Source organism: Variovorax sp. P4_B10, from assembly GCF_056402375.1.
In genome coordinates this window covers 1-17,547 of the sequence record NZ_JBFUHN010000108.1, presented here as the reverse complement: position 1 = coordinate 17,547, position 17,547 = coordinate 1, and the positions used below count along the sequence as shown (strand labels likewise).

Below are 17,547 nucleotides of genomic sequence, written 5' to 3'. Positions count from 1 at the left end.
GAGGCCTGCGGCCCTAGGCCGCGCCGGGGGACATTCGCGGAGGGGAGTACCCGGTGTCCTGTGAACGCACCCCGAACAACAGCACCCGAGGAGCCACTGAAATGAGCAACATCCTGCTGAAGGTCGAAGACCTGCACGTCGCCTACGGCCAGAGCGAGGCGCTGCACGGCATCTCGTTCGAGGGCCACGCCAACGAAACCGTCGCCATCATGGGCCGCAACGGCATGGGCAAGACCACGCTGTTCAAGAGCCTCATGGGCGTGCTGCCGATCAGGAGCGGCCGCATCGAGGTCGCGGGCCAGGACGTGTCGCGCGACGAGAGCTTCCGCCGCGTGGCCAAGGGCATTGCGTACGTGCCGCAGGGCCGCATGATCTTTCCGACACTGACGGTGGAAGAGAACATCCAGACCGGCCTGGAGAACTCCAGAACCAAGCGCATTCCCGAGGAAATCTACGCGCTGTTCCCCGTGCTGTGGGACATGAAGCGCCGCAAGGGCGGCAACCTCTCGGGCGGCCAGCAACAGCAGCTCGCCATTGCACGCGCACTCGTCACCGACCCCAAGGTGCTGCTGCTCGACGAGCCCACCGAAGGTATCCAGCCTTCGATCATCAAGGACATCGCCAAGGCGCTCAACGAGATCCGCAAGCTGCGCGGCATCACCATCATCGTGTCCGAGCAGGTGCTCAGTTTCGCGATGGACGTGGCCGACCGCCTCTTCGTGATCGAAGGCGGCCGCCTCGTGCACGAGACCGCGCGCGACAAGACCGATGTCGATCACATCAAGGCTTATCTCTCCGTTTAACCACAACCCAACCAGGAGCCACTGCAAATGACGGACACGCTGATCAAGGTCGATCTGACCAAGTCGCCCACCGAGAACGAGATGATTCACAACCGCTGGCACCCGGACATTCCGATGGCCTGCTGGGTCAATCCCGGAGACGACTTCATCCTCGAGACCTTCGACTGGACCGGCGGTTTCATCAAGAACAACGACAGCGCCGACGATGTGCGCGACATCGACCTGAGCACGGTGCACTACCTTTCGGGCCCGGTGGGCGTGAAGGGCGCCGAGCCCGGCGACCTGCTGGTGGTGGACCTGCTCGACATCGGCGCCAAGCAGGACAGCCTCTGGGGCTTCAACGGCTTCTTCTCGAAGAAGAACGGCGGCGGTTTCCTTACCGACCACTTTCCCGAAGCGCAGAAATCGATCTGGGACTTCAAGGGCATGTTCACGAGTTCGCGCCACATTCCCGGCGTCAACTTCGCGGGCCTGATCCACCCCGGCCTGATCGGTTGCCTGCCCGACAAGCCCATGCTCGACATGTGGAACGAGCGCGAGGGCAAGCTCATCGCCACCGACCCGGACCGCGTACCCGGCCTCGCCAACCCGCCGTTCGCCGGCACCGCCCACATGGGCAAGATGACCGGCGAGGCCCGCGCAAAGGCTGCCGCAGAGGGCGCACGCACCGTGCCGCCGCGCGAGCATGGCGGCAACTGCGACATCAAGGACCTGTCGCGCGGCTCGAAGGTGTTCTTCCCCGTGTATGTGGACGGCGCGGGCCTGAGCGTGGGCGACCTGCACTTCAGCCAGGGCGACGGCGAGATCACCTTCTGCGGTGCGATCGAGATGGCCGGCTGGGTGCACATGAAGGTCACGCTCATCAAGGGCGGCATGGCCAAGTACGGCATCAAGAACCCGATCTTCAAGCCCAGCCCGATCACGCCGCAGTACAACGACTACCTGATCTTCGAAGGCATCTCGGTCGACGAATCGGGCAAGCAGCACTACCTCGACGTGAACGTGGCCTACCGCCAGGCCTGCCTGAATGCCATCGAGTACCTGAAGAAATTCGGCTACTCGGGTGCGCAGGCCTATTCGATCCTGGGCACGGCGCCGGTGCAGGGCCACATCAGCGGCGTGGTGGACGTGCCGAACTCCTGCGCCACGCTGTGGCTGCCCACGGGCATCTTCGACTTCGACATCAATCCGAATGCTTCAGGACCGGTGAAGATGATCGATGGCAGCATCGACATGCCGCTGTCGCACGACCTGCGCTGAAGGCAAGGCCGCCATGCCGACCTACGACTATGCCTGCGGACAGTGCGGCGGCTTCGATGCGCTGCGGCCTTCGGGCCAGCGCGACGAGCCGGCCGCGTGCCCCGACTGCGGAGGCGCATCGCCGCGCGTACTTTCGGCCGCGCCGCGGCTCGCGCTGATGGCCTCGGGCACACGCAGTGCCATGGAGACCAACGAACGCGCGCGGCACGAGCCCGGCAGCTCGCGCGACTACGCGCGCTTCAAGCATCCGGCGGGTTGCGGCTGCTGCTCGGGATCGTCCCGGCGCAGCGCGACGGTGACCGCACCGAGCGGGGCCAAGTCGGCTCCCTCGAAGCGGCCGTGGATGATTTCGCACTAATGCTGCGCTAACAATCGGGGCGCGCAACGGTTCCGTACAAACCCCGATTGTTTCAATCTCGTGAACGCCGCGATTCCTTTTGCAGCGGTTTTTCAAGGGGCTTCAGGATCACACTTCATCTCACCAACCAACCCATTAGGAGATTGAAATGAATGCCTCGAAGATCCTCGCTGTTGCTGCCCTCTCGCTCCTGGCTGCCGCCGGTGCGCAAGCCGAAACCTATGAAGGCGTGCTCACCGTGAACTCCGGTGTGTCGCGTGCTGAAGTCGCACCGCAAGCCGTTGCCGCCGCACGCGCCGGCAACGAATACGGCGATGGCGCCAGTGCCGGCGCGCAAGCCTTCACCTCGACCGCCGACCGCTCGGTGATCCAGGCCGAAGCTGTCGCCAAGGCGCACGACCCGCTCGCCAGCCTCGACCGCCGCGCCTTCTACCGCGACGAAGTGCCGCAAGCCTACAAGAAGCCCAGCGTGTCGTTCACGCGCCAAGCTGGCCTCTAAGCCGATCCTTCTCTGATCGACGCCATGAAGAACGGGCCCTCGGGCCCGTTTCTTCGTTTCTGTTGTCGCCTCGTCACTCGATCCTGAATGTCTTGATGCGCCCGTCGCACTCGGCACGCAGAACACTGCCATCGATCTCGATGCGGGTCCAGGTGGCGATCACGCGCTCGCTGCTGGAGAGCTCGATGCTGTCTTCGGAAAGCACGCTGTATTGAAAGAGTGGCGCGCACACAGGCCCATCCCGCTTGCCCAGCGTTGCCGAGACGGCGCCGGCCGGTTGAAACCAGTAGGTCTCGATATCCGTCTCGGAGATGAGGTCCAGGCGCTGTCCGATGGGTACGGGTGTGGTCATAGGGCACGAATAGGCGAAGGCGAAGAGCGCTGAATTCTGCCTCCGAACCGAGCGCTCAGCCGCCCGCGCGCCGGTAGGTCAACAGCCGGCCCCGGTAGGCCGCGCGGTCCACGGCTGCGAGCTGATCCAGCCGCTCTTCGCACATGCCGAATCCCTCGTCGGCCATCTGCCGGTTGAAGGCGGGCCGGTTGCCGCGGTCGGGGTCGACGATCCACACCTCCGCGGCCGGGCTTGCGTGGCGGCCGATGAAGGCTGCGAGCAAACCGCCGGCATCGCGCTCGTACAGCAGGTCGCTGCCGATGATGAGGTCGTACTCGCCATGCACGTCGCCATCGCCACCCGTCTCGCGCATGCCCCAGTGGCCGCGCCGGTACTTCATCGGCGGCAGCGCATTCAGCCGAAGGTTCTCCAGCAGAAAGCCCGCGGTGAGCGGATGGCAGTCGCTCGCGGTCATGTCGTTGCCGCGGCGGTGCCCGACCAGGCTCGCGAGCGCGAGGCCACAGCCGATTTCGAGCACGCGCGCCCCGATCGCGACAGGGTGCGTCGCCATGCGTGCGGCCAGCTGTGCGCCCGAGGGCCACAGCAGCCCGAACATCGGCCACGCCGCGGAGGAGATGCCTTGTGCGGCGGCCGCGCCCAGGGGGTCGGAGAACTGCTGGCGGTCGAGCAGCGACCGGATGACCAGGTCATCGGCACCCGCGATGGCGATGCGTTCCAGCTTGATTCGGTAGCCCGGCATCGGAGGGTGCGGGCCTCGCGTGCGAGGCCTCGAAGCAGCAAAGGTGGCCCAGTATGCGCGCCGGCCGTCATTCCCGCGTCAGAACGAAACTCTTGCGGATGCCGCTCGCGGCCGAAGGCGCCACCCACAGGTCGAACTCGCCCGGTTCGACCACGGGCTTCATGTCGCGGCCGATGAACTGCAGGTCGTCGGCGGTGAGCGTGAACTCGACCACCGTCGAAGCGCCGGGTTCGATGCGCACCTTGCGGAAGCCCTTGAGCTCGCGCACCGGTCGCGTCACGCTCGCGGCGCGCTCGGCCAGGTAGAGCTGCACCACCTCTTCGGCCTCGCGCATGCCGGTGTTGGTGACGGTGGCGCGCACGCGCAACGTGCCGGCGAGCGGCATTCGCTCCTGGCTCAGCTCGACGCTGTCGTAGCGCACCGGCGCATAGCCGATGCCGAAACCGAAGGGGTAGAGCGCCTCATTCGTCGCATCCACGTAGCGGGTCTTGAACGAGGTGCCCGGGGCGCCTTCGGGCGAGGGGCGCCCGGTGCGCTTGTGGCCGTAGTAGTAGGGCACCTGCCCCGCCGTCTGCGGAAAGCTCACCGGCAGCCGGCCCGAGGGATTGAAGTCGCCGAACACCACGTCGGCAATCGCGTGGCCGGTCTGCACGCCGAGGAACCAGGTCACGAGGATGGCGCGCGCATTGCGCACCGCACCCTTGAGCGCCATCGCGCGGCCGTTGCTCAGCAGCACGACCACCGGCTTGCCTGTTGCAGCCACCGCTTCGGCCAGGTCCTGCTGCGCCTGCGGCAGGCCGATGTCGCTGCGCGAGCGCGATTCGCCCGACATGCGCTGGCTCTCGCCGATGGCCAGTACCACCACGTCGGCATCGCGCGCGGCGGCCACTGCGGCCTCGATGCCGCCGGGCAGCGGCGACTCGACGTTCGCGCCGCGCGCAATGGTCACCGAGGAGCTGGCGCCCAGCGCGGCGCGCAGCCCTTCGTCGATGCCCACCGGCGCCGACTGGCCCGGGAACAGGCTCCAGGAGCCCATCAGGTCCTTGGTGCCCTCGGCGAAGGGACCGATCAGCGCGATCTTCGTGCCGGCCTTGGGCAGCGGCAGCAGCTTGCCCTCGTTCTTCAGCATCACGATGGAGCGGCGGGCATCCTCGCGGGCGAGCGCGATGAATTCGGGGTTCTCCGTGCGCTGCGATGCGGGCGGCCCGTCGAGGCTGCGGAACGGCTGCTCGAACAGCCCCAGCTTCTGCTTGACCCGCAGCACGCGGCGCACGGCCTCGTCGAGCCGTGCCATCGGCACTTCGCCGGACGCGACGAGGTCGGGCAGGTGGCGCATGTAGAGCCCGCTCTGCATGCTGACGTCGGTGCCGGCGAGGAAGGCCTGCTTGGCGGCCTCGCGGCTGTTGGCGGCGTAGCCGTGGTCGATCAGTTCCTCGTCGGCCGTGTAGTCCGAGACCACGAAGCCCTTGAACTTCCATTCGTCGCGCAGCACGCCGGTGAGCAGCGCGGGGTTGGCGGTCGAGGGGATGCCGCCGATCTCGTTGAAGGCGCTCATGACCGAGAGCGCACCGGCGTCGATGGCTGCGCGGAACGGCGGCAGGTAGACCTCGCGCAGCGTGCGCTCGGAGATGTCGCTCACGTTGTAGTCGAGCCCGCCCTCGGCGGCGCCGTAGGCCGCGAAGTGCTTGGGTGTGGCGAGCATCGAATCGGCATTCGACAGGTCGCTGCCCTGGAAGCCGCGCACCCGCGCAGCCGCGAACTGCCGCGCGAGGTAGACGTCTTCGCCCACGCCTTCGAGGCCGCGGCCCCAGCGCGCATCGCGCGCGATGTCCACCATCGGCGCGAAGGTCCAGCGGAAGCCGTCGGCCGTGGCCTCGACCGCTGCCGCGCGCGTGGTGCGCTCGGCCAGCGCGGGCTCCCAGCTCGAGGCCTCTGCCAGCGGCATCGGGAAGATGGTGCGAAAGCCGTGGATCACGTCGGCGCCGAAGATCAGCGGAATGCCCAGGCGCGACTCGCGCACGGCGATCTGCTGCAGCCGCAGCTTGCCTTCGAGGCCCGCGTTGTTGAAAAGGCCGGTGAGGCGCCCGGCGCGCACGTCGGCCGTTTCCTGTTGGCCGTTGCGCCAGCCGGCCTGCGGGTTGTTGGGGATGTCGACGTCCGCGGGGCCGTAGAGGCTGAGCTGGCCAGCCTTTTCCTCGACGGTCATGCGCGCGATCAGGGCCTCGATGCGCGCGTCCGCCGCATCGGGCGCCGTGGGGTCACCCGGGGCGGAGGCGGCGAAGGCGGGGGGGAGGAGGAAGGCGAGGCAAAGGAGGGCCGCGAAAGCGGGTTTTCTGACGTGCATGGCCTCCTATTCTGCAGACAACGCATGCTGCCCCCGGCAAGCGGGTTTCCGTCGTGTCCGTAGGGCTATGTCTTGCCCGGTTGATGAAGATCGCCAGCGTGGTGTTGTGGATGCCGATCTCATAGGCGAAGGTGGCGGTCATGGTCTTCCACTCGCTCGCGATGGTGAGCACCGTCACCACCGCGAGCACTGGCCGCTCTGCGCGAAATGGCCGATGGCCCTGTGAACGCCGTTCCCTCAGGGTTGGCTGTCCAAGGGGCCGCCTGCGGCGTTGCCCGCGCTTACAAGGCGCAGGCCTTGCCGAAAAAAAATGGCTGCCAGTGCCTGTCGCGCAGGCACTGGCAGCCGTGGAAACCGGGAGCGACGCGTCTTATTGCTTGTAGCTGTCGTCGATGCGGTCGAGCTTGCGGATCAGCGAGGGCCAGACGAACTGGCCGCCGAGGCCGCCCGTCTGCACCTTCATCGCCTGGCCCACGCCTTCGACGATCTTCGGATTCACCTGCGTGAGTTCGCCGCCGCCCGATTGCGCCGCGATCTGGATCTGGCAGGTGTTCTCGAAGGTGTACATCGAAAGAAAGGCGTCGGCAATGGTCTTGCCGCAGGTCAGCAGGCCGTGGTTGCGCAGCATGAGGAAGTTGGCGTTGCCCATGTCGGCCTGCAGGCGCGGCTTCTCGTCGTCGCGGAAGGCCACGCCTTCGTAGTCGTGGTAGGCCAGCGAGGCCAGCACGAAGGTCGACTGCTGGCTGATCGGCAGCACGCCGTTCTTCTGCGCACTCACGGCGATGCCGGCCCGGGTGTGGGTGTGCAGCACGCACTGGATGTCTTCGCGCGCGGCGTGCACCGCGCTGTGGATCACGAAGCCGGCCGGGTTCACCGGGTAGGGCGAATCGATGATCTTGTTGCACTGCTGGTCGACCTTGACCAGGCTCGACGCGGTGATCTCGTCGAACATCAGGCCGTAGGGGTTGATCAGGAAGTGGTGCTCGGGGCCGGGGACGCGTGCGCTGATGTGGGTGAACACCAGGTCGCTCCAGCCGTAGAGCGCCACGAGGCGGTAGCAGGCGGCGAGGTCGACGCGAAGCTGCCACTCCTCGGCGGAGACGAGCTTCTGGATTTCGGATTGGGAGGCGGCGTTCATGGGGATTTTCCTTTCTGGTGTCAGGCGGTCGCGGGCTGTTGCAGCGCCGACTTGTAGATGCTTTGCCTGGGGCTTGCCATCAGACGGCGCAGCATGGGCTCGAACTCGCCGATCGGCAAGGTCTCGGCCTTGGGGTCGAACGCGGGGTTGTCGTAGAGCGCGCAGAACTCGGCCGTGCGCTCGTAGTGCGGGTGGTCCTTGAAGTTGTCGCGCATGTCGCGGTCCAGGCCGATGTGGTGGAAGAAGTAGTGGCCCTGGAAGATGCCGTGGTGCTGCACCATCCAGTGGTTGGCCTCGCTCACGAAAGGCTTGAGGATGGCGGCGGCGATGTCGGGGTGGTTGAAGCTGCCGAGCGTGTCGCCGATATCGTGCAGCAGCGCGCACACCACGTACTCCTCGTCGCGGCCGTCGCGCAAGGCGCGGGTGGCGGTCTGCAGCGAATGGGTGTAGCGGTCGACCGGAAAGCCGCCGTAGTCGCCTTCGAGGATCTGCAGGTGCTTGATCACGCGCGCGGGCAGGCCGCCCGTGAACTGCATGAACTCGCCGCCGATCAGTTGCCAGTCTTCGCGCGTGCTTTCCTGCATGCGCTTGAAACTTGCCCTTGCACTCATCGTGTCGTCTCCTTCGTTGTCCGTGGGTGGCGGTCACTGTAGACCTGCACTTGACGCTCAACTGTCAAGAATTTGACAATGCGGGGTGCAGGTAAACCCCTGTCCTCATGGCCTGCTAACTCTTTCCGATGCCTCCTTCCCCCAAGCCGCGTCTTTCTGCTGTGCACCGCGCCGCGCTCGATGGCAACCCGTGGTTCACCAGCATGCCGCGTGCGCAGCGCGACGCGCTGGTGGCGGCGGCCGAGCTCATCCACGTGCGGCGCGGCACCATGGTGTTCCGCCAGGGCGATCCGATCCAAGCGGCGGGTGGCGGCTTCTATGGGCTGGTGGCCGGAACGATCAAGATCTCGTCGCTGCGGCAGGACGGCCGCGAGGCCATCCTCGCGGTGCTGGAGCCCGGCAACTGGTTCGGCGAGATCACGCTGATCGACGGCTCGCCGCGCACGCACGACGCCACCGCGCTCGAAGCGCTCGACCTGCTGGTGGTGCCGCCCGAGGCCTTTGCCCGGCAGATGCGCGACGTGGCCTTCTCCAATGCCATCGCCGCGATGCTGGCGGCGCGCGTTCGCATGCTCTACGGGCTGGCGGAAGATGCCACCTTGCGCAGCCTGCGCGCCCGGGTGGCGCATCGGCTGCTGGTGCTGGCGCGCGGCGATGCCACGCAGTCGCTCCACCTTCGCCGCGAGCTGATGCTGCCGCAGGAGGCGCTGGCGATGATGCTCGGCGTGACGCGGCAGACGCTGTCGAAGGAGCTCAACGCGCTGGCGGGCGAGGGCGTGGTCGCGCTGGGCTACGGGCGCATCGAGCTGCTGTCGCTCGATGCGTTGCAGCGGCTGGTCAGCACCGGCTGAGGCTTTTCAACGGAGCACGCGGCCGTCGGCGGAAATGCTGATGAGGTCGATGCTGCGCACGTTGTCACGCAGGCCCGGGCGCAGGTTGATGCGGAAGCCGCCCACGTCGTAGTCGGTCATGGCGGTCATCGTGCGCTGCAGCGTCGCGGTATTGAAGCCGCGGCCCGCGCGGCGCACCGCCTCGCCCACGGCCTTCGCCGCGATGAAGCCTTCGAGCCCTTCGTACGATGCGGTCTGGTCGGAGTTGTCGACCGCCGCCAGGTATTCCTTGACGATGGGGATGGCCGACGGCCGCGGCGACGGCACCACCTGCGAGATCACGATGCCGCCGATGTCCTTGCCCAGTTCCGCATAGAGCGGGTCGATGCCGACGATCGAGAAGGCCATGAAGTTGCCCGTGTAGCCGCTCTTTCGCAGCTTGCGGATGGCGCTGGCCGTGGTGCCCGAGAGCGAGACCAGCACGATGGCCTGGGGCGACTGCTGCTGCACGGTCTTCAGCGCCGCGTTGAGCTTGTCGCCGCCCGCGGGCACCAGCGCGGTCGCGACCAGCGGCGTGAGCTTGAGTTCGGTGATGGCCTGCTGCACGGCGGCGAGGCCGGCGCGGCCCATGGCGTCGTCGTCGCCCACCAGCGCCACGCGCGTCTGCCCCACGGTGGCGCACTGGCGCACGATCTTGAGGGCCTCGTCGATCATGCCGGGCCGCACATGGAACACATTGGGGTGCTCGGCACCGCGCAGCGTGTCGGAGGCCGCGAAGGGCGCGAAGAGCAGGCTGCCCTGCTGGGTGGCGACGGTCGCGCCGGCGTCGCTGCTGGCGGTGCCCACGAAGCCGAACAGCAGGTCGGCCTTCTGGGTGGTGAGCAGGGTACGCGCGTTGGCGGTGGCGCGGGCGGCGTCGTAGCCGTCGTCGAGTTGCACCAGCTTCAGCTGCAGGCCGGTGGAGGCGTTTCGTGCGTTGAAGTCGCTCACGGCGAGCCGGCTGCCGGCCGCGAAGGCGCTGCCGATTTCGGCGGCGCCGCCGGTCAGCGGCACCGATTGCCCAAGGAGGACGATGCGTGCCGCGCCTCCGGTGCTGGGGCCGGCGCCGGCTCCGGTGCGGGCGGTCTGCGCCCATGCCGGGTGGGTGATGCCGATGCCGCCTCCCAGCAGCAGCGCTCCGTATGCCTTGCCCAGCCATTCCCTGCGTGACTTGTTCATCGGACACCCTTTGCTAATACTAGTAAAAAAGTGTAGCAATTTCAGGGCCAACAAGGAATGCGGGGCAGCCCTGAGGGCCTGTTAACGCTATGCAAGGGGACCCCTTGCATAGCGTTAACAGGCCCTGGGCCCGGCCGGCGCGGGGTCAGGCGCGTTCGAACACCAGGTCCCAGACGCCGTGGCCCAGCTTGATGCCGCGGTTCTCGAACTTGGTCAGCGGCCGGTAGGCGGGCTTGGGTGCATAGCCTTCGGCCGTGTTGCGCAGCAGGGGCTCGGCCGCCAGCACCTCGAGCATCTGCTCGGCATAGGGCTGCCAGTCGGTGGCGCAGTGGATGTAGCCGCCCGGGCGCAGGTGGCGGGCGAGCTTGGCCACGAACTCGGGCTGGATCAGCCGGCGCTTGTTGTGGCGCTTCTTGTGCCACGGATCGGGGAAGAACACATGCACGCCGGCCAGCGTGCCGGGCTGCAGCATGTGGTCGAGCACGTCGACCGCGTCGTGCGCGCAGATGCGGATGTTCGAGAGCGACTGCTCGCCGATGCGCTTGAGCAGTGCGCCCACGCCGGGTTCGTGCACCTCGCAGCAGAGGAAATTGGTCTCGGGCAGCACGGTGGCGATGTGCGCGGTGGCCTCGCCCATGCCGAAGCCGATTTCGAGCACGGTCGGTCCGGCGCGGCCGCCGAAAGCCGCCGTCAGGTCGAGCGGCTCGGGCTTGTAGGGGATGAGGAACAGCGGGCCCAGTTCGGCAAAGGCGCGCGCCTGGCCTTCGGTGGTGCGGCCGGCGCGCTTCACGAAGCTCTTGAGGCGGCGGTGCAGCGGGTGCGGTTTGTCGGCCGCGTCGTCGCTCGGCGGAAGGTCGTGGGGCACGGTGTCGGGAAAGGTCATTACGGCCGCGAATTGTAGAGAGCGCGCCATTCGGGCACCCAGCCGGCCAGCGCGGCTGTGCAGGAAGTGGCCGCGGTGGCGTGCAGCCCGAGCACGCGGGCGGCCGCGTCGAGGGCGGCCAGGGCGGCTTTGGGCGTGGCGGTGTCGATGGACGTCGCGCCGTTCTGCTTGGAGAGCTTGTCACCGTCGGCGCCGCGCACCAGGGGCGTGTGCAGGTAGCTGGGCGTGGGCAGGCCGAGCGCGCGTTGCAGCAGGATCTGGCGCGCGGTGTTGTCGGCCAGGTCTTCGCCGCGCACCACGTCGGTCACGCCTTGCTCGGCATCGTCGACGACCACGGCAAGCTGGTAGGCCCACGGGCCGTCGGCGCGGCGCAGCACGAAGTCGCCGACCTCGCGGCTGACGTTCTGGCATTGGCGGCCGAGGCGGCGGTCGGTCCAGCAGAGTTCGCTGGCCGGTTCCGGCGGGGTGGCGTCCTGCCAGGGCACGGGCGGCGTGGGCGGGCGGTCCGATTCGAATTTCTCGGTGGCGAAGCGCCAGGCGCGCGCGGGCTTGCCATGGAGGCCGTCGCGGCAGGTGCCGGGGTAGACCCGCTCGCCATGGCGCTCGTGCCGCTGGCCGAGCCGCGCAAGGGCCCGGTCGATGTCCTTGCGCGAGCAGCCGCAGGGGTAGGCGAGGCCGCGGGCCTGCAGCTTTGCCAGCGCGACTTTGTAGCGTGCCGTGCGCTGCGTCTGCCACACCGGCGCTTCGTCGGGCAGCAGGCCGCAGTCGGCCAATTGCTGCAGGATGTGCTCGCCCATGCCGGGCAGGCAGCGCTCGGTGTCGGCGTCCTCGATGCGGATCAGCCAGCGCGCTTGCGGGCCGCGCGCACGCACGTCGAGCCAGCTCGCGAGCGCTGCCACCAGCGAACCGGCATGCAGCGGTCCGGTGGGCGAGGGCGCGAAACGGCCGGTCTCACGCATCCCAGGATCAGATGGCCGCAAGTGCCAATGAGAGGCCGGACAGGAACGCGTCTTCGACCCGGTGGCCGGTGCACCAGTCGCCGGCCACGCCGATGCGGGCCTTGGCGTCCCAGAGGTGGGTCTTGCCCACGGGCACCTGCGTCTGGGCTTCGGTCCAGCAGCGCGTCTGTGCATGCGAGGGGACGGCATGGATGCCGGTGATCTCGGCGAAGGCGCGCAGCAGCTTGGCTTCGACGCGCGGCGCGTCGTCGCGCAGGTGCTCCTGCGACCAGGCGGCGCTGGCCTGCAGGGTCCAGCGCTCGATGCGTTCGCGGCCGGGCTTGGACGACTCGCGCGCCAGCCACGCCACGCGGTGGTGGGTGCTGCGCGCCGCGTTCCATTGCGGCCCGAGGTGCGACATGGTGGCCTGGTTGGCCTGGGGGAACGCGATCATCAGCGTCCAGCAGGGTGCGATGCGCACTGGCTCGATCTTCTGGCTGATGGCGGAAGAGAGCTTGCCGTCGCCCAGCAGCACACGCGTGCGCGAAGGCGGCACTGCGAGCAGCACGGCATCGAAGCCCGAGTACACGTGCTGCGAATCGTCTTCGCCGGCGGTGCGCAACTGCCAGCGTTTGGGGTCGAGCGCATCGGGCTCGATCTGCGTCACCTGCGTGTTGGCGATGAGGTTGTCGGTCAGCGGCGCGGCCCAGTGGGCAACCAGGGCGTCCATGCCGGGTTGCGCGACCCAGTGCGCTTCGCGCCCGGGCAAGGCCGCTTCGGCCACGCGGCCGCGGGCGTCGAGCACGCGCACGAGGTTGGCGCTCCAGGGGCGGCAGAGATTGGGCGTGGCTTCGAGCGCCAGCGCAAAGCGCGGATCGCGCACGGTGAAGTACTGCGCGCCGCTGTCGAAGCGGCCGAAGGCCGTGTCGATGCTCGCCATGCGACCGCCGGGAGCGGCTTCGCGTTCGAACAGCGTGACCTTGTGGCCGGCCTGCACCAGCGTTCGTGCGCAGGCCACCCCGGCAATGCCGGCGCCGACAACGGCGTAGTGGCGGGGAGCGGTGGGGGTTCGGTGGCGGACGGCGGGCTTTGCAGTTGCGCGAGTGGTCATGACGGACTCTTTTCTTTTGGAGGGGGATACGGGTGGATGTGTGCGGACTCTACATCGGTCTGCGGGCAGGGCTGGAGGGCTGACCCTGGGAGCCTGTTCACGATCTACTCAAGACCATGCAGATGCCTGCTGGGGTTGGATGTACGGCGGGGTGCGGGGCCATTCGGGGCGCGTGCACAGGACACCGGGTACTCTTGGCGCATGGTCCGTGCGCGGTTCGCGCGTGGTTTGCACCGAGTCAGCGCCCCCGGTGCCGCTCGAGCAGTGCACGCCGCGTGGCCTCGTGCTCGAACTGCGCGAGCCACCATTCGAGCGCGCGCCCCGGCCCGCCCGCGCTGCGCACGCGCCATGCGCAATGCATGGTGCCGAGCGGCGGCGTGCGCTCGGTCTTGCGTTCGATCAGGTGGCCGGCCTCGATGTACGGCCGCGCCATCGGCTCGGGCAGAAAGCCGCCACCCAGTCCGTGCAGTTGCGCCGCCAGCTTGGCCTGCATGCTCGGCACGGTGAGCACGTCCTGCCCGCCGACGAGGTTGACCGTCATGCTCGGTCCGCTGCGCACCGAGTCGGCGGCCGCGACCGCGCGGTACTGCCGCAGCACCGCATCGCTCAACGGCTCGGGCAGGCGCGCGAGCGGATGGTGCGGCGCCAGGGCATACACGAAGCGCAGCTCGCCGATCGGCCGGCTGCGGATGCCCGTGGCGGTGAAAGCGAGGCTCGCGGCATCGAGCACCGCGCCGATGGCGAGGTCGGCCTCGCCGCTGGTCAGCGCCTCGATGGTGCCGAGCAGCGTCTCGTCGCGCAGCTTGAGCCGCGTGGGCGGATCGAGCGCGAAGAAGGCCGTGGCCAGGTCGAGCAGCGGGTCGCGCGCGATCACGCTGTCGACCGCGATGGTGAGCATCGGCTCCCAGCCGGTGGCCACGCGCTTCACGCGGTTGGCCACCGCGTCGATCTCGTTCAGGAGGCGCGCCGCCTCGCGCAGCAGCTCGGCGCCGGCCTCGGTGATGCGTGCCTGGCGGGCGCTGCGGTCGAACAGCAGCACGTCGAGCGCGTCTTCGATCTGGCGCACCCGGTAGCTCAGCGCGCTGGGCACGAGGTTGAGCTCGCGCGCGGCGGCGGCAAAGCTGCCGGTGGCGGCCACGGTCTGCAGCATGGCGAGCGCGTCGGGGGTCAGTACGTCTCTGGCGCTGGGCATGGCGGCTCCATTGATCAAAAAATTTGAATGATGCCATCAAAACCCGGCGCTTTTACCTCGGGGGTGCGGGCCTAAAGTTCTTCACATCCGCTGCGCATCCGGCGCGGCATACGAAGAAGGCCCGGGCATCCCCTCGGGGGCAGGGCCAAAGGAGTTCGACGATGTTGCAAGTCCGTAAATCACAGGAACGCGGTTATGCCGACCATGGCTGGCTGCGCTCGTTTCACAGCTTTTCTTTTGCCGGCTACTACGACCCGGCCCACATGGGTTTCGGCAACCTGCGGGTGATCAACGAAGACCGCGTGGCCGCGGGCGCCGGGTTTGGCACCCATGGCCACAAGGACATGGAGATCATCAGCTACGTGCTCTCGGGCGAACTGGCGCACAAGGACAGCATGGGGAACGTCGAATCCATTCCGCCGGGCGACGTGCAGCGCATGAGCGCGGGCCGCGGCGTGATGCACAGCGAGTTCAACCACAAGGCCGACGAGACCACGCACTTCCTGCAGATCTGGATCGAGCCCAATGTGCGCGGCATTGCGCCGGGCTACGAGCAAAAGCAGTTCAACGACGCCGAGAAGCGCGGCAAGCTGCGCCTGGTGGCTTCGCCCGACGGTGCCGACGGTTCGGTGACGGTGCATGCCGATGCGCGCCTGTTCGCAGGGCTGCTCGACGGCGACGAGAAGGCCAGCCTGGCGCTCGACCCGAAGCGCAAGAGCTATGTGCACCTGGTGCGCGGCGAGCTCGAGGTCAACGGCCAGAAGCTGACCGGCGGCGACGCCGCGATGCTCGAAGGCGAATCGCAACTGACGCTCGGCGCCGGCAAGGACGCCGAAGTGCTGGTGTTCGACCTGGCTGCGTGATCCGTGCCGGGCGCTCGCCGCCCGGCTTTGTTTTTTTCTGTTCCCTTCACTTCAACAACCGAGGAGTTTTCAACCATGGCAATTGCAACCACCACCACCCCCAACGCAGCCCAGGACACGCTGGCGCTGATCGGCCGCATCCTGGCCGCCTACCTGTTCATCCCGGCCGGCATCGGCAAGCTCATGGGCTTCGGCGGCACCGTCGGCTACATCACGTCGGTGGGCCTGCCGCTGCCGGAAGTGGGCGCTGCGATCGCCATCATCGTCGAGCTGGGCCTGGGCATCGTGCTGCTGCTGGGCTTCAAGACCCGGTGGACCGCCGTCGTGATGGCGATCTTCACCGTGGCCACCGCGCTGTTCTTCCACAAGTACTGGTCGGCGCCCGAAGCGATGAAGATGATGCAGCAGATCAACTTCAACAAGAACATCGCGATCGCCGGTGGCCTGCTCGCCTTCGCCGCCTTCGGTCCGGGCCGCTTCAGCATCGACAAGAAGTAGGCTCTCCCCCAGGCTTCGCGCACTTCGTGTCGCTTCGCCCACCCCCTCACCGGGGGCAACACCGGAGGCCCGGCAAAGCCGGTTCCTCGGTGTTCAGCGAAAAGGCATTCACCATCACTGACCACCTTCAACCCGGCAGAATCACCCAATGGCAAACATCGTTGTCGTTTTTCATTCCGGCTACGGCCACACCCAGCGCGTGGCGCAGGCCGTGGCCGATGGCGCCGGCGCGCAACTGCTCGCCATCGACGCCGATGGCAACCTGCCCCAGGGCGGCTGGGAGACGCTCGCCACGGCCGACGCGATCATCTTCGGCTCGCCCACCTACATGGGCGGCGTGAGCTGGCAGTTCAAGAAGTTCGCCGATGCGTCGTCGAAGGTCTGGTACACGCAGGGCTGGAAGGACAAGCTCTTCGCGGGCTTCACCAACAGCGCCACCATGAACGGCGACAAGGTCACGACCATGACCTACCTGTGGACGCTCGCGATGCAGCACGGCGGCATCTGGGTCAGCATGGGCATCCTGCCGACCAACAACAAGGCGGCGACCCGCGACGCGATGAACTACATGGGCGGCTACGGCGGCCTGCTGACGCAGTCGCCTTCGGATGCGAGCCCGGCGGAAATGTTCAAGGGCGACTTCGACACTGCAAGGGCATTCGGCGAGCGTATTGCCACAGTGGCAAGATCACGCGGATAAAACCCAGTCACCCACGGAGCCCACGATGACCGACACCACCGCCCAGACCCAGCTGCTTCAACCGCACGACAAGGACCTCGGCGGCGGCTTCAAGGTGCGACGCCTGCTGCCGGCGGCGCAGCGCCGCTCGGTCGGACCCTTCGTGTTCTTCGACCATTTCGGGCCGGCCACCGAGCAGCCCGGCACCGAGCACGACGTGCGGCCGCATCCGCACATCGGCCTCTCCACGGTAACCTATCTTTTCGAGGGCGCGATGATGCATCGCGACAGCCTCGGCAGCGTGCAGGAAATCCTGCCCGGCGCCATCAACTGGATGACCGCGGGGCGCGGCATCGTGCACTCCGAGCGCAAGCCGGACCGCCTCAAGGCCGACACCTATGTGAACCACGGGCTGCAGCTCTGGGCCGCCCTGCCGCAGGCGCATGAAGAGGCCGAGCCGAGCTTCGAGCACACGCCGGCCAGCGCCATCCCCGAAGTGGTGGAGCAGGGCGTGGCGGTGCGCGTGCTGGTGGGCGAGGCTTTTGGCCAACGCTCGCCCGTCAAGACACTGGCGCAGACGGTTTACCTCGACATTGCGTTGCCGGCAGGCGGGCGCTTCGAACTGCCCGCACTGGCGCCCGAGCTGGCCGTCTATGTCGTCGATGCCGATGCGAGCGTCAACGGCGAGCCGATCCCCGCGCACACCATGGCGGTGCTGCCGGACGGGCAGGGCGCGGTGCTGAGTTCCGACACTGCCGCGCGGCTGATGGTGATCGGCGGCGAGCCGCTCGACGGTCCGCGCTACATCACCTGGAACTTCGTCTCCAGCCGCCGCGAGCGCATCCTCGAAGCCGGGTCTGCCTGGGCTGCGCAACGCATGGGCCATGTGCCCGGCGAGACCGAGTTCATTCCGCTGCCCGGAAAGCCCTTCGGCGTGCGAGAGCCTGACATCGGCACCACGCCGGTCTGATCTTTGTTCGTGCGGTGGGCATGTGTTCGGGGTGCGTGCACAGGCCACCGGGTGCTCCCCTCCGCGAATGTCCCCCGCTTCGCTCCTCCTTTATTTCGCTGCGGGGAGCACCCGGTGCCCTGTGCACGAGGGCACGCTGCTGGTTCGCCGCCGATCAACCAGTGCTCTGAGCGATCACGCCGATGGTGTGCTCTGCGCAGCGAAATAAAGGAGGAGGCCTGCGGCCCTAGGCCGCGCCGGGGGACATTCGCGGAGCAGAGC

General features: G+C 67.8%; 19 protein-coding genes. 9 read left to right on the top strand and 10 right to left on the bottom strand.

The genetic code is table 11. The annotated features are described in order from the left end of the window. The first annotated feature begins 113 nt into the window (after positions 1-113). The 4 genes from urtE to AC1DXX_RS30405 all read left to right on the top strand — a co-directional run bounded on the left by urtE (position 114) and on the right by AC1DXX_RS30405 (position 2,920). Positions 114-803, top strand: coding sequence for an urea ABC transporter ATP-binding subunit UrtE (urtE, locus tag AC1DXX_RS30420; RefSeq protein ID WP_478137930.1), 690 nt, complete (start codon positions 114-116; stop codon positions 801-803). 27 nt (positions 804-830) lie between these two features. Further along, entirely contained in the window at positions 831-2,063 is a 1,233-nt protein-coding gene (gene fmdA / locus AC1DXX_RS30415) for a formamidase (protein ID WP_478137929.1), read from the top strand. A 13-nt stretch (positions 2,064-2,076) separates the two neighbouring features. Then, positions 2,077-2,421 carry an FmdB family zinc ribbon protein gene (locus AC1DXX_RS30410; protein WP_478137928.1) on the top strand — a complete coding sequence of 115 codons (345 nt, stop codon included), beginning with the start codon at positions 2,077-2,079 and terminating at the stop codon, positions 2,419-2,421. A 148-nt stretch (positions 2,422-2,569) separates the two neighbouring features. Next, positions 2,570-2,920: an alpha/beta hydrolase gene (locus tag AC1DXX_RS30405; RefSeq protein ID WP_478137927.1), complete on the top strand. Its 351-nt coding sequence runs from the start codon at positions 2,570-2,572 to the stop codon at positions 2,918-2,920. A 73-nt stretch (positions 2,921-2,993) separates the two neighbouring features. Here the strand turns inward: AC1DXX_RS30405 and AC1DXX_RS30400 are convergent, their stop codons facing one another. From AC1DXX_RS30400 to AC1DXX_RS30380, 5 genes are all read right to left on the bottom strand, one after another. Next, the gene (locus tag AC1DXX_RS30400) at positions 2,994-3,272 is read right to left on the bottom strand and encodes a hypothetical protein (RefSeq protein WP_478137926.1); all 279 of its coding nucleotides are present in this window, start codon (positions 3,270-3,272) and stop codon (positions 2,994-2,996) included. Positions 3,273-3,327: 55 nt separating this feature from the next. Then, positions 3,328-4,011, bottom strand: coding sequence for a class I SAM-dependent methyltransferase (locus AC1DXX_RS30395; RefSeq protein WP_478137925.1), 684 nt, complete (start codon positions 4,009-4,011; stop codon positions 3,328-3,330). A 67-nt stretch (positions 4,012-4,078) separates the two neighbouring features. Beyond that, entirely contained in the window at positions 4,079-6,355 is a 2,277-nt protein-coding gene (locus tag AC1DXX_RS30390; RefSeq protein WP_478137924.1) for a glycoside hydrolase family 3 N-terminal domain-containing protein, read from the bottom strand. A gap of 370 nt (positions 6,356-6,725) precedes the next feature. After that, positions 6,726-7,493: a class II aldolase/adducin family protein gene (locus AC1DXX_RS30385; protein WP_478137923.1), complete on the bottom strand. Its 768-nt coding sequence runs from the start codon at positions 7,491-7,493 to the stop codon at positions 6,726-6,728. A gap of 20 nt (positions 7,494-7,513) precedes the next feature. Further along, positions 7,514-8,104: an HD domain-containing protein gene (locus AC1DXX_RS30380; protein ID WP_478137922.1), complete on the bottom strand. Its 591-nt coding sequence runs from the start codon at positions 8,102-8,104 to the stop codon at positions 7,514-7,516. 128 nt (positions 8,105-8,232) lie between these two features. On the opposite strand from AC1DXX_RS30380, the gene AC1DXX_RS30375 reads away from it, so the two are divergent. Further along, positions 8,233-8,955, top strand: a complete 723-nt coding sequence (locus tag AC1DXX_RS30375) for a Crp/Fnr family transcriptional regulator (protein WP_478137921.1) — start codon at positions 8,233-8,235, stop codon at positions 8,953-8,955. 6 nt (positions 8,956-8,961) lie between these two features. Here AC1DXX_RS30375 and AC1DXX_RS30370 read toward each other — a convergent pair whose 3' ends face one another. The 5 genes from AC1DXX_RS30370 to AC1DXX_RS30350 all read right to left on the bottom strand — a co-directional run bounded on the left by AC1DXX_RS30370 (position 8,962) and on the right by AC1DXX_RS30350 (position 14,276). Further along, positions 8,962-10,152: an ABC transporter substrate-binding protein gene (locus tag AC1DXX_RS30370; RefSeq protein WP_478137920.1), complete on the bottom strand. Its 1,191-nt coding sequence runs from the start codon at positions 10,150-10,152 to the stop codon at positions 8,962-8,964. 145 nt (positions 10,153-10,297) lie between these two features. Continuing rightward, the gene (gene trmB / locus AC1DXX_RS30365) at positions 10,298-11,035 is read right to left on the bottom strand and encodes a tRNA (guanosine(46)-N7)-methyltransferase TrmB (RefSeq protein WP_478137919.1); all 738 of its coding nucleotides are present in this window, start codon (positions 11,033-11,035) and stop codon (positions 10,298-10,300) included. Further along, on the bottom strand, positions 11,035-11,994 hold the full coding sequence (gene gluQRS / locus AC1DXX_RS30360; RefSeq protein ID WP_478137918.1) for a tRNA glutamyl-Q(34) synthetase GluQRS: 960 nt from the start codon (positions 11,992-11,994) through the stop codon (positions 11,035-11,037). Before gluQRS ends, trmB begins: the two co-directional genes overlap by 1 nt. A gap of 7 nt (positions 11,995-12,001) precedes the next feature. Beyond that, on the bottom strand, positions 12,002-13,084 hold the full coding sequence (locus AC1DXX_RS30355; protein WP_478137917.1) for an NAD(P)/FAD-dependent oxidoreductase: 1,083 nt from the start codon (positions 13,082-13,084) through the stop codon (positions 12,002-12,004). 238 nt (positions 13,085-13,322) lie between these two features. Further along, positions 13,323-14,276, bottom strand: a complete 954-nt coding sequence (locus AC1DXX_RS30350; RefSeq protein ID WP_478137916.1) for a LysR substrate-binding domain-containing protein — start codon at positions 14,274-14,276, stop codon at positions 13,323-13,325. Between the two features lie 161 nt (positions 14,277-14,437). On the opposite strand from AC1DXX_RS30350, the gene AC1DXX_RS30345 reads away from it, so the two are divergent. The 4 genes from AC1DXX_RS30345 to AC1DXX_RS30330 all read left to right on the top strand — a co-directional run bounded on the left by AC1DXX_RS30345 (position 14,438) and on the right by AC1DXX_RS30330 (position 17,286). Further along, on the top strand, positions 14,438-15,139 hold the full coding sequence (locus AC1DXX_RS30345) for a pirin family protein (RefSeq protein ID WP_478137915.1): 702 nt from the start codon (positions 14,438-14,440) through the stop codon (positions 15,137-15,139). A 75-nt stretch (positions 15,140-15,214) separates the two neighbouring features. After that, the gene (locus AC1DXX_RS30340) at positions 15,215-15,637 is read left to right on the top strand and encodes a DoxX family protein (protein WP_478137914.1); all 423 of its coding nucleotides are present in this window, start codon (positions 15,215-15,217) and stop codon (positions 15,635-15,637) included. A 148-nt stretch (positions 15,638-15,785) separates the two neighbouring features. Continuing rightward, a complete protein-coding gene (locus tag AC1DXX_RS30335; protein ID WP_478137913.1) occupies positions 15,786-16,337 on the top strand; it encodes a flavodoxin family protein in 552 nt (183 codons plus the stop codon). Positions 16,338-16,362: 25 nt separating this feature from the next. Further along, positions 16,363-17,286, top strand: a complete 924-nt coding sequence (locus AC1DXX_RS30330) for a pirin family protein (RefSeq protein ID WP_478137912.1) — start codon at positions 16,363-16,365, stop codon at positions 17,284-17,286. Positions 17,287-17,547 lie beyond the last annotated feature (261 nt).

Bases quoted from the DNA above. Each gene is read 5' to 3' on its own strand.
- fmdA (WP_478137929.1), top strand. From the start codon at position 831: ATGACGGACACGCTGATCAAGGTCGATCTGACCAAGTCGCCCACCGAG.
- AC1DXX_RS30410 (WP_478137928.1), top strand. From the start codon at position 2,077: ATGCCGACCTACGACTATGCCTGCGGACAGTGCGGCGGCTTCGATGCG.
- AC1DXX_RS30405 (WP_478137927.1), top strand. From the start codon at position 2,570: ATGAATGCCTCGAAGATCCTCGCTGTTGCTGCCCTCTCGCTCCTGGCT.
- AC1DXX_RS30400 (WP_478137926.1), bottom strand. From the start codon at position 3,272: ATGACCACACCCGTACCCATCGGACAGCGCCTGGACCTCATCTCCGAG.
- AC1DXX_RS30395 (WP_478137925.1), bottom strand. From the start codon at position 4,011: ATGCCGGGCTACCGAATCAAGCTGGAACGCATCGCCATCGCGGGTGCC.
- AC1DXX_RS30390 (WP_478137924.1), bottom strand. From the start codon at position 6,355: ATGCACGTCAGAAAACCCGCTTTCGCGGCCCTCCTTTGCCTCGCCTTC.
- AC1DXX_RS30385 (WP_478137923.1), bottom strand. From the start codon at position 7,493: ATGAACGCCGCCTCCCAATCCGAAATCCAGAAGCTCGTCTCCGCCGAG.
- AC1DXX_RS30380 (WP_478137922.1), bottom strand. From the start codon at position 8,104: ATGAGTGCAAGGGCAAGTTTCAAGCGCATGCAGGAAAGCACGCGCGAA.
- AC1DXX_RS30375 (WP_478137921.1), top strand. From the start codon at position 8,233: ATGCCTCCTTCCCCCAAGCCGCGTCTTTCTGCTGTGCACCGCGCCGCG.
- AC1DXX_RS30370 (WP_478137920.1), bottom strand. From the start codon at position 10,152: ATGAACAAGTCACGCAGGGAATGGCTGGGCAAGGCATACGGAGCGCTG.
- trmB (WP_478137919.1), bottom strand. From the start codon at position 11,035: ATGACCTTTCCCGACACCGTGCCCCACGACCTTCCGCCGAGCGACGAC.
- gluQRS (WP_478137918.1), bottom strand. From the start codon at position 11,994: ATGCGTGAGACCGGCCGTTTCGCGCCCTCGCCCACCGGACCGCTGCAT.
- AC1DXX_RS30355 (WP_478137917.1), bottom strand. From the start codon at position 13,084: ATGACCACTCGCGCAACTGCAAAGCCCGCCGTCCGCCACCGAACCCCC.
- AC1DXX_RS30350 (WP_478137916.1), bottom strand. From the start codon at position 14,276: ATGCCCAGCGCCAGAGACGTACTGACCCCCGACGCGCTCGCCATGCTG.
- AC1DXX_RS30345 (WP_478137915.1), top strand. From the start codon at position 14,438: ATGTTGCAAGTCCGTAAATCACAGGAACGCGGTTATGCCGACCATGGC.
- AC1DXX_RS30340 (WP_478137914.1), top strand. From the start codon at position 15,215: ATGGCAATTGCAACCACCACCACCCCCAACGCAGCCCAGGACACGCTG.
- AC1DXX_RS30335 (WP_478137913.1), top strand. From the start codon at position 15,786: ATGGCAAACATCGTTGTCGTTTTTCATTCCGGCTACGGCCACACCCAG.
- AC1DXX_RS30330 (WP_478137912.1), top strand. From the start codon at position 16,363: ATGACCGACACCACCGCCCAGACCCAGCTGCTTCAACCGCACGACAAG.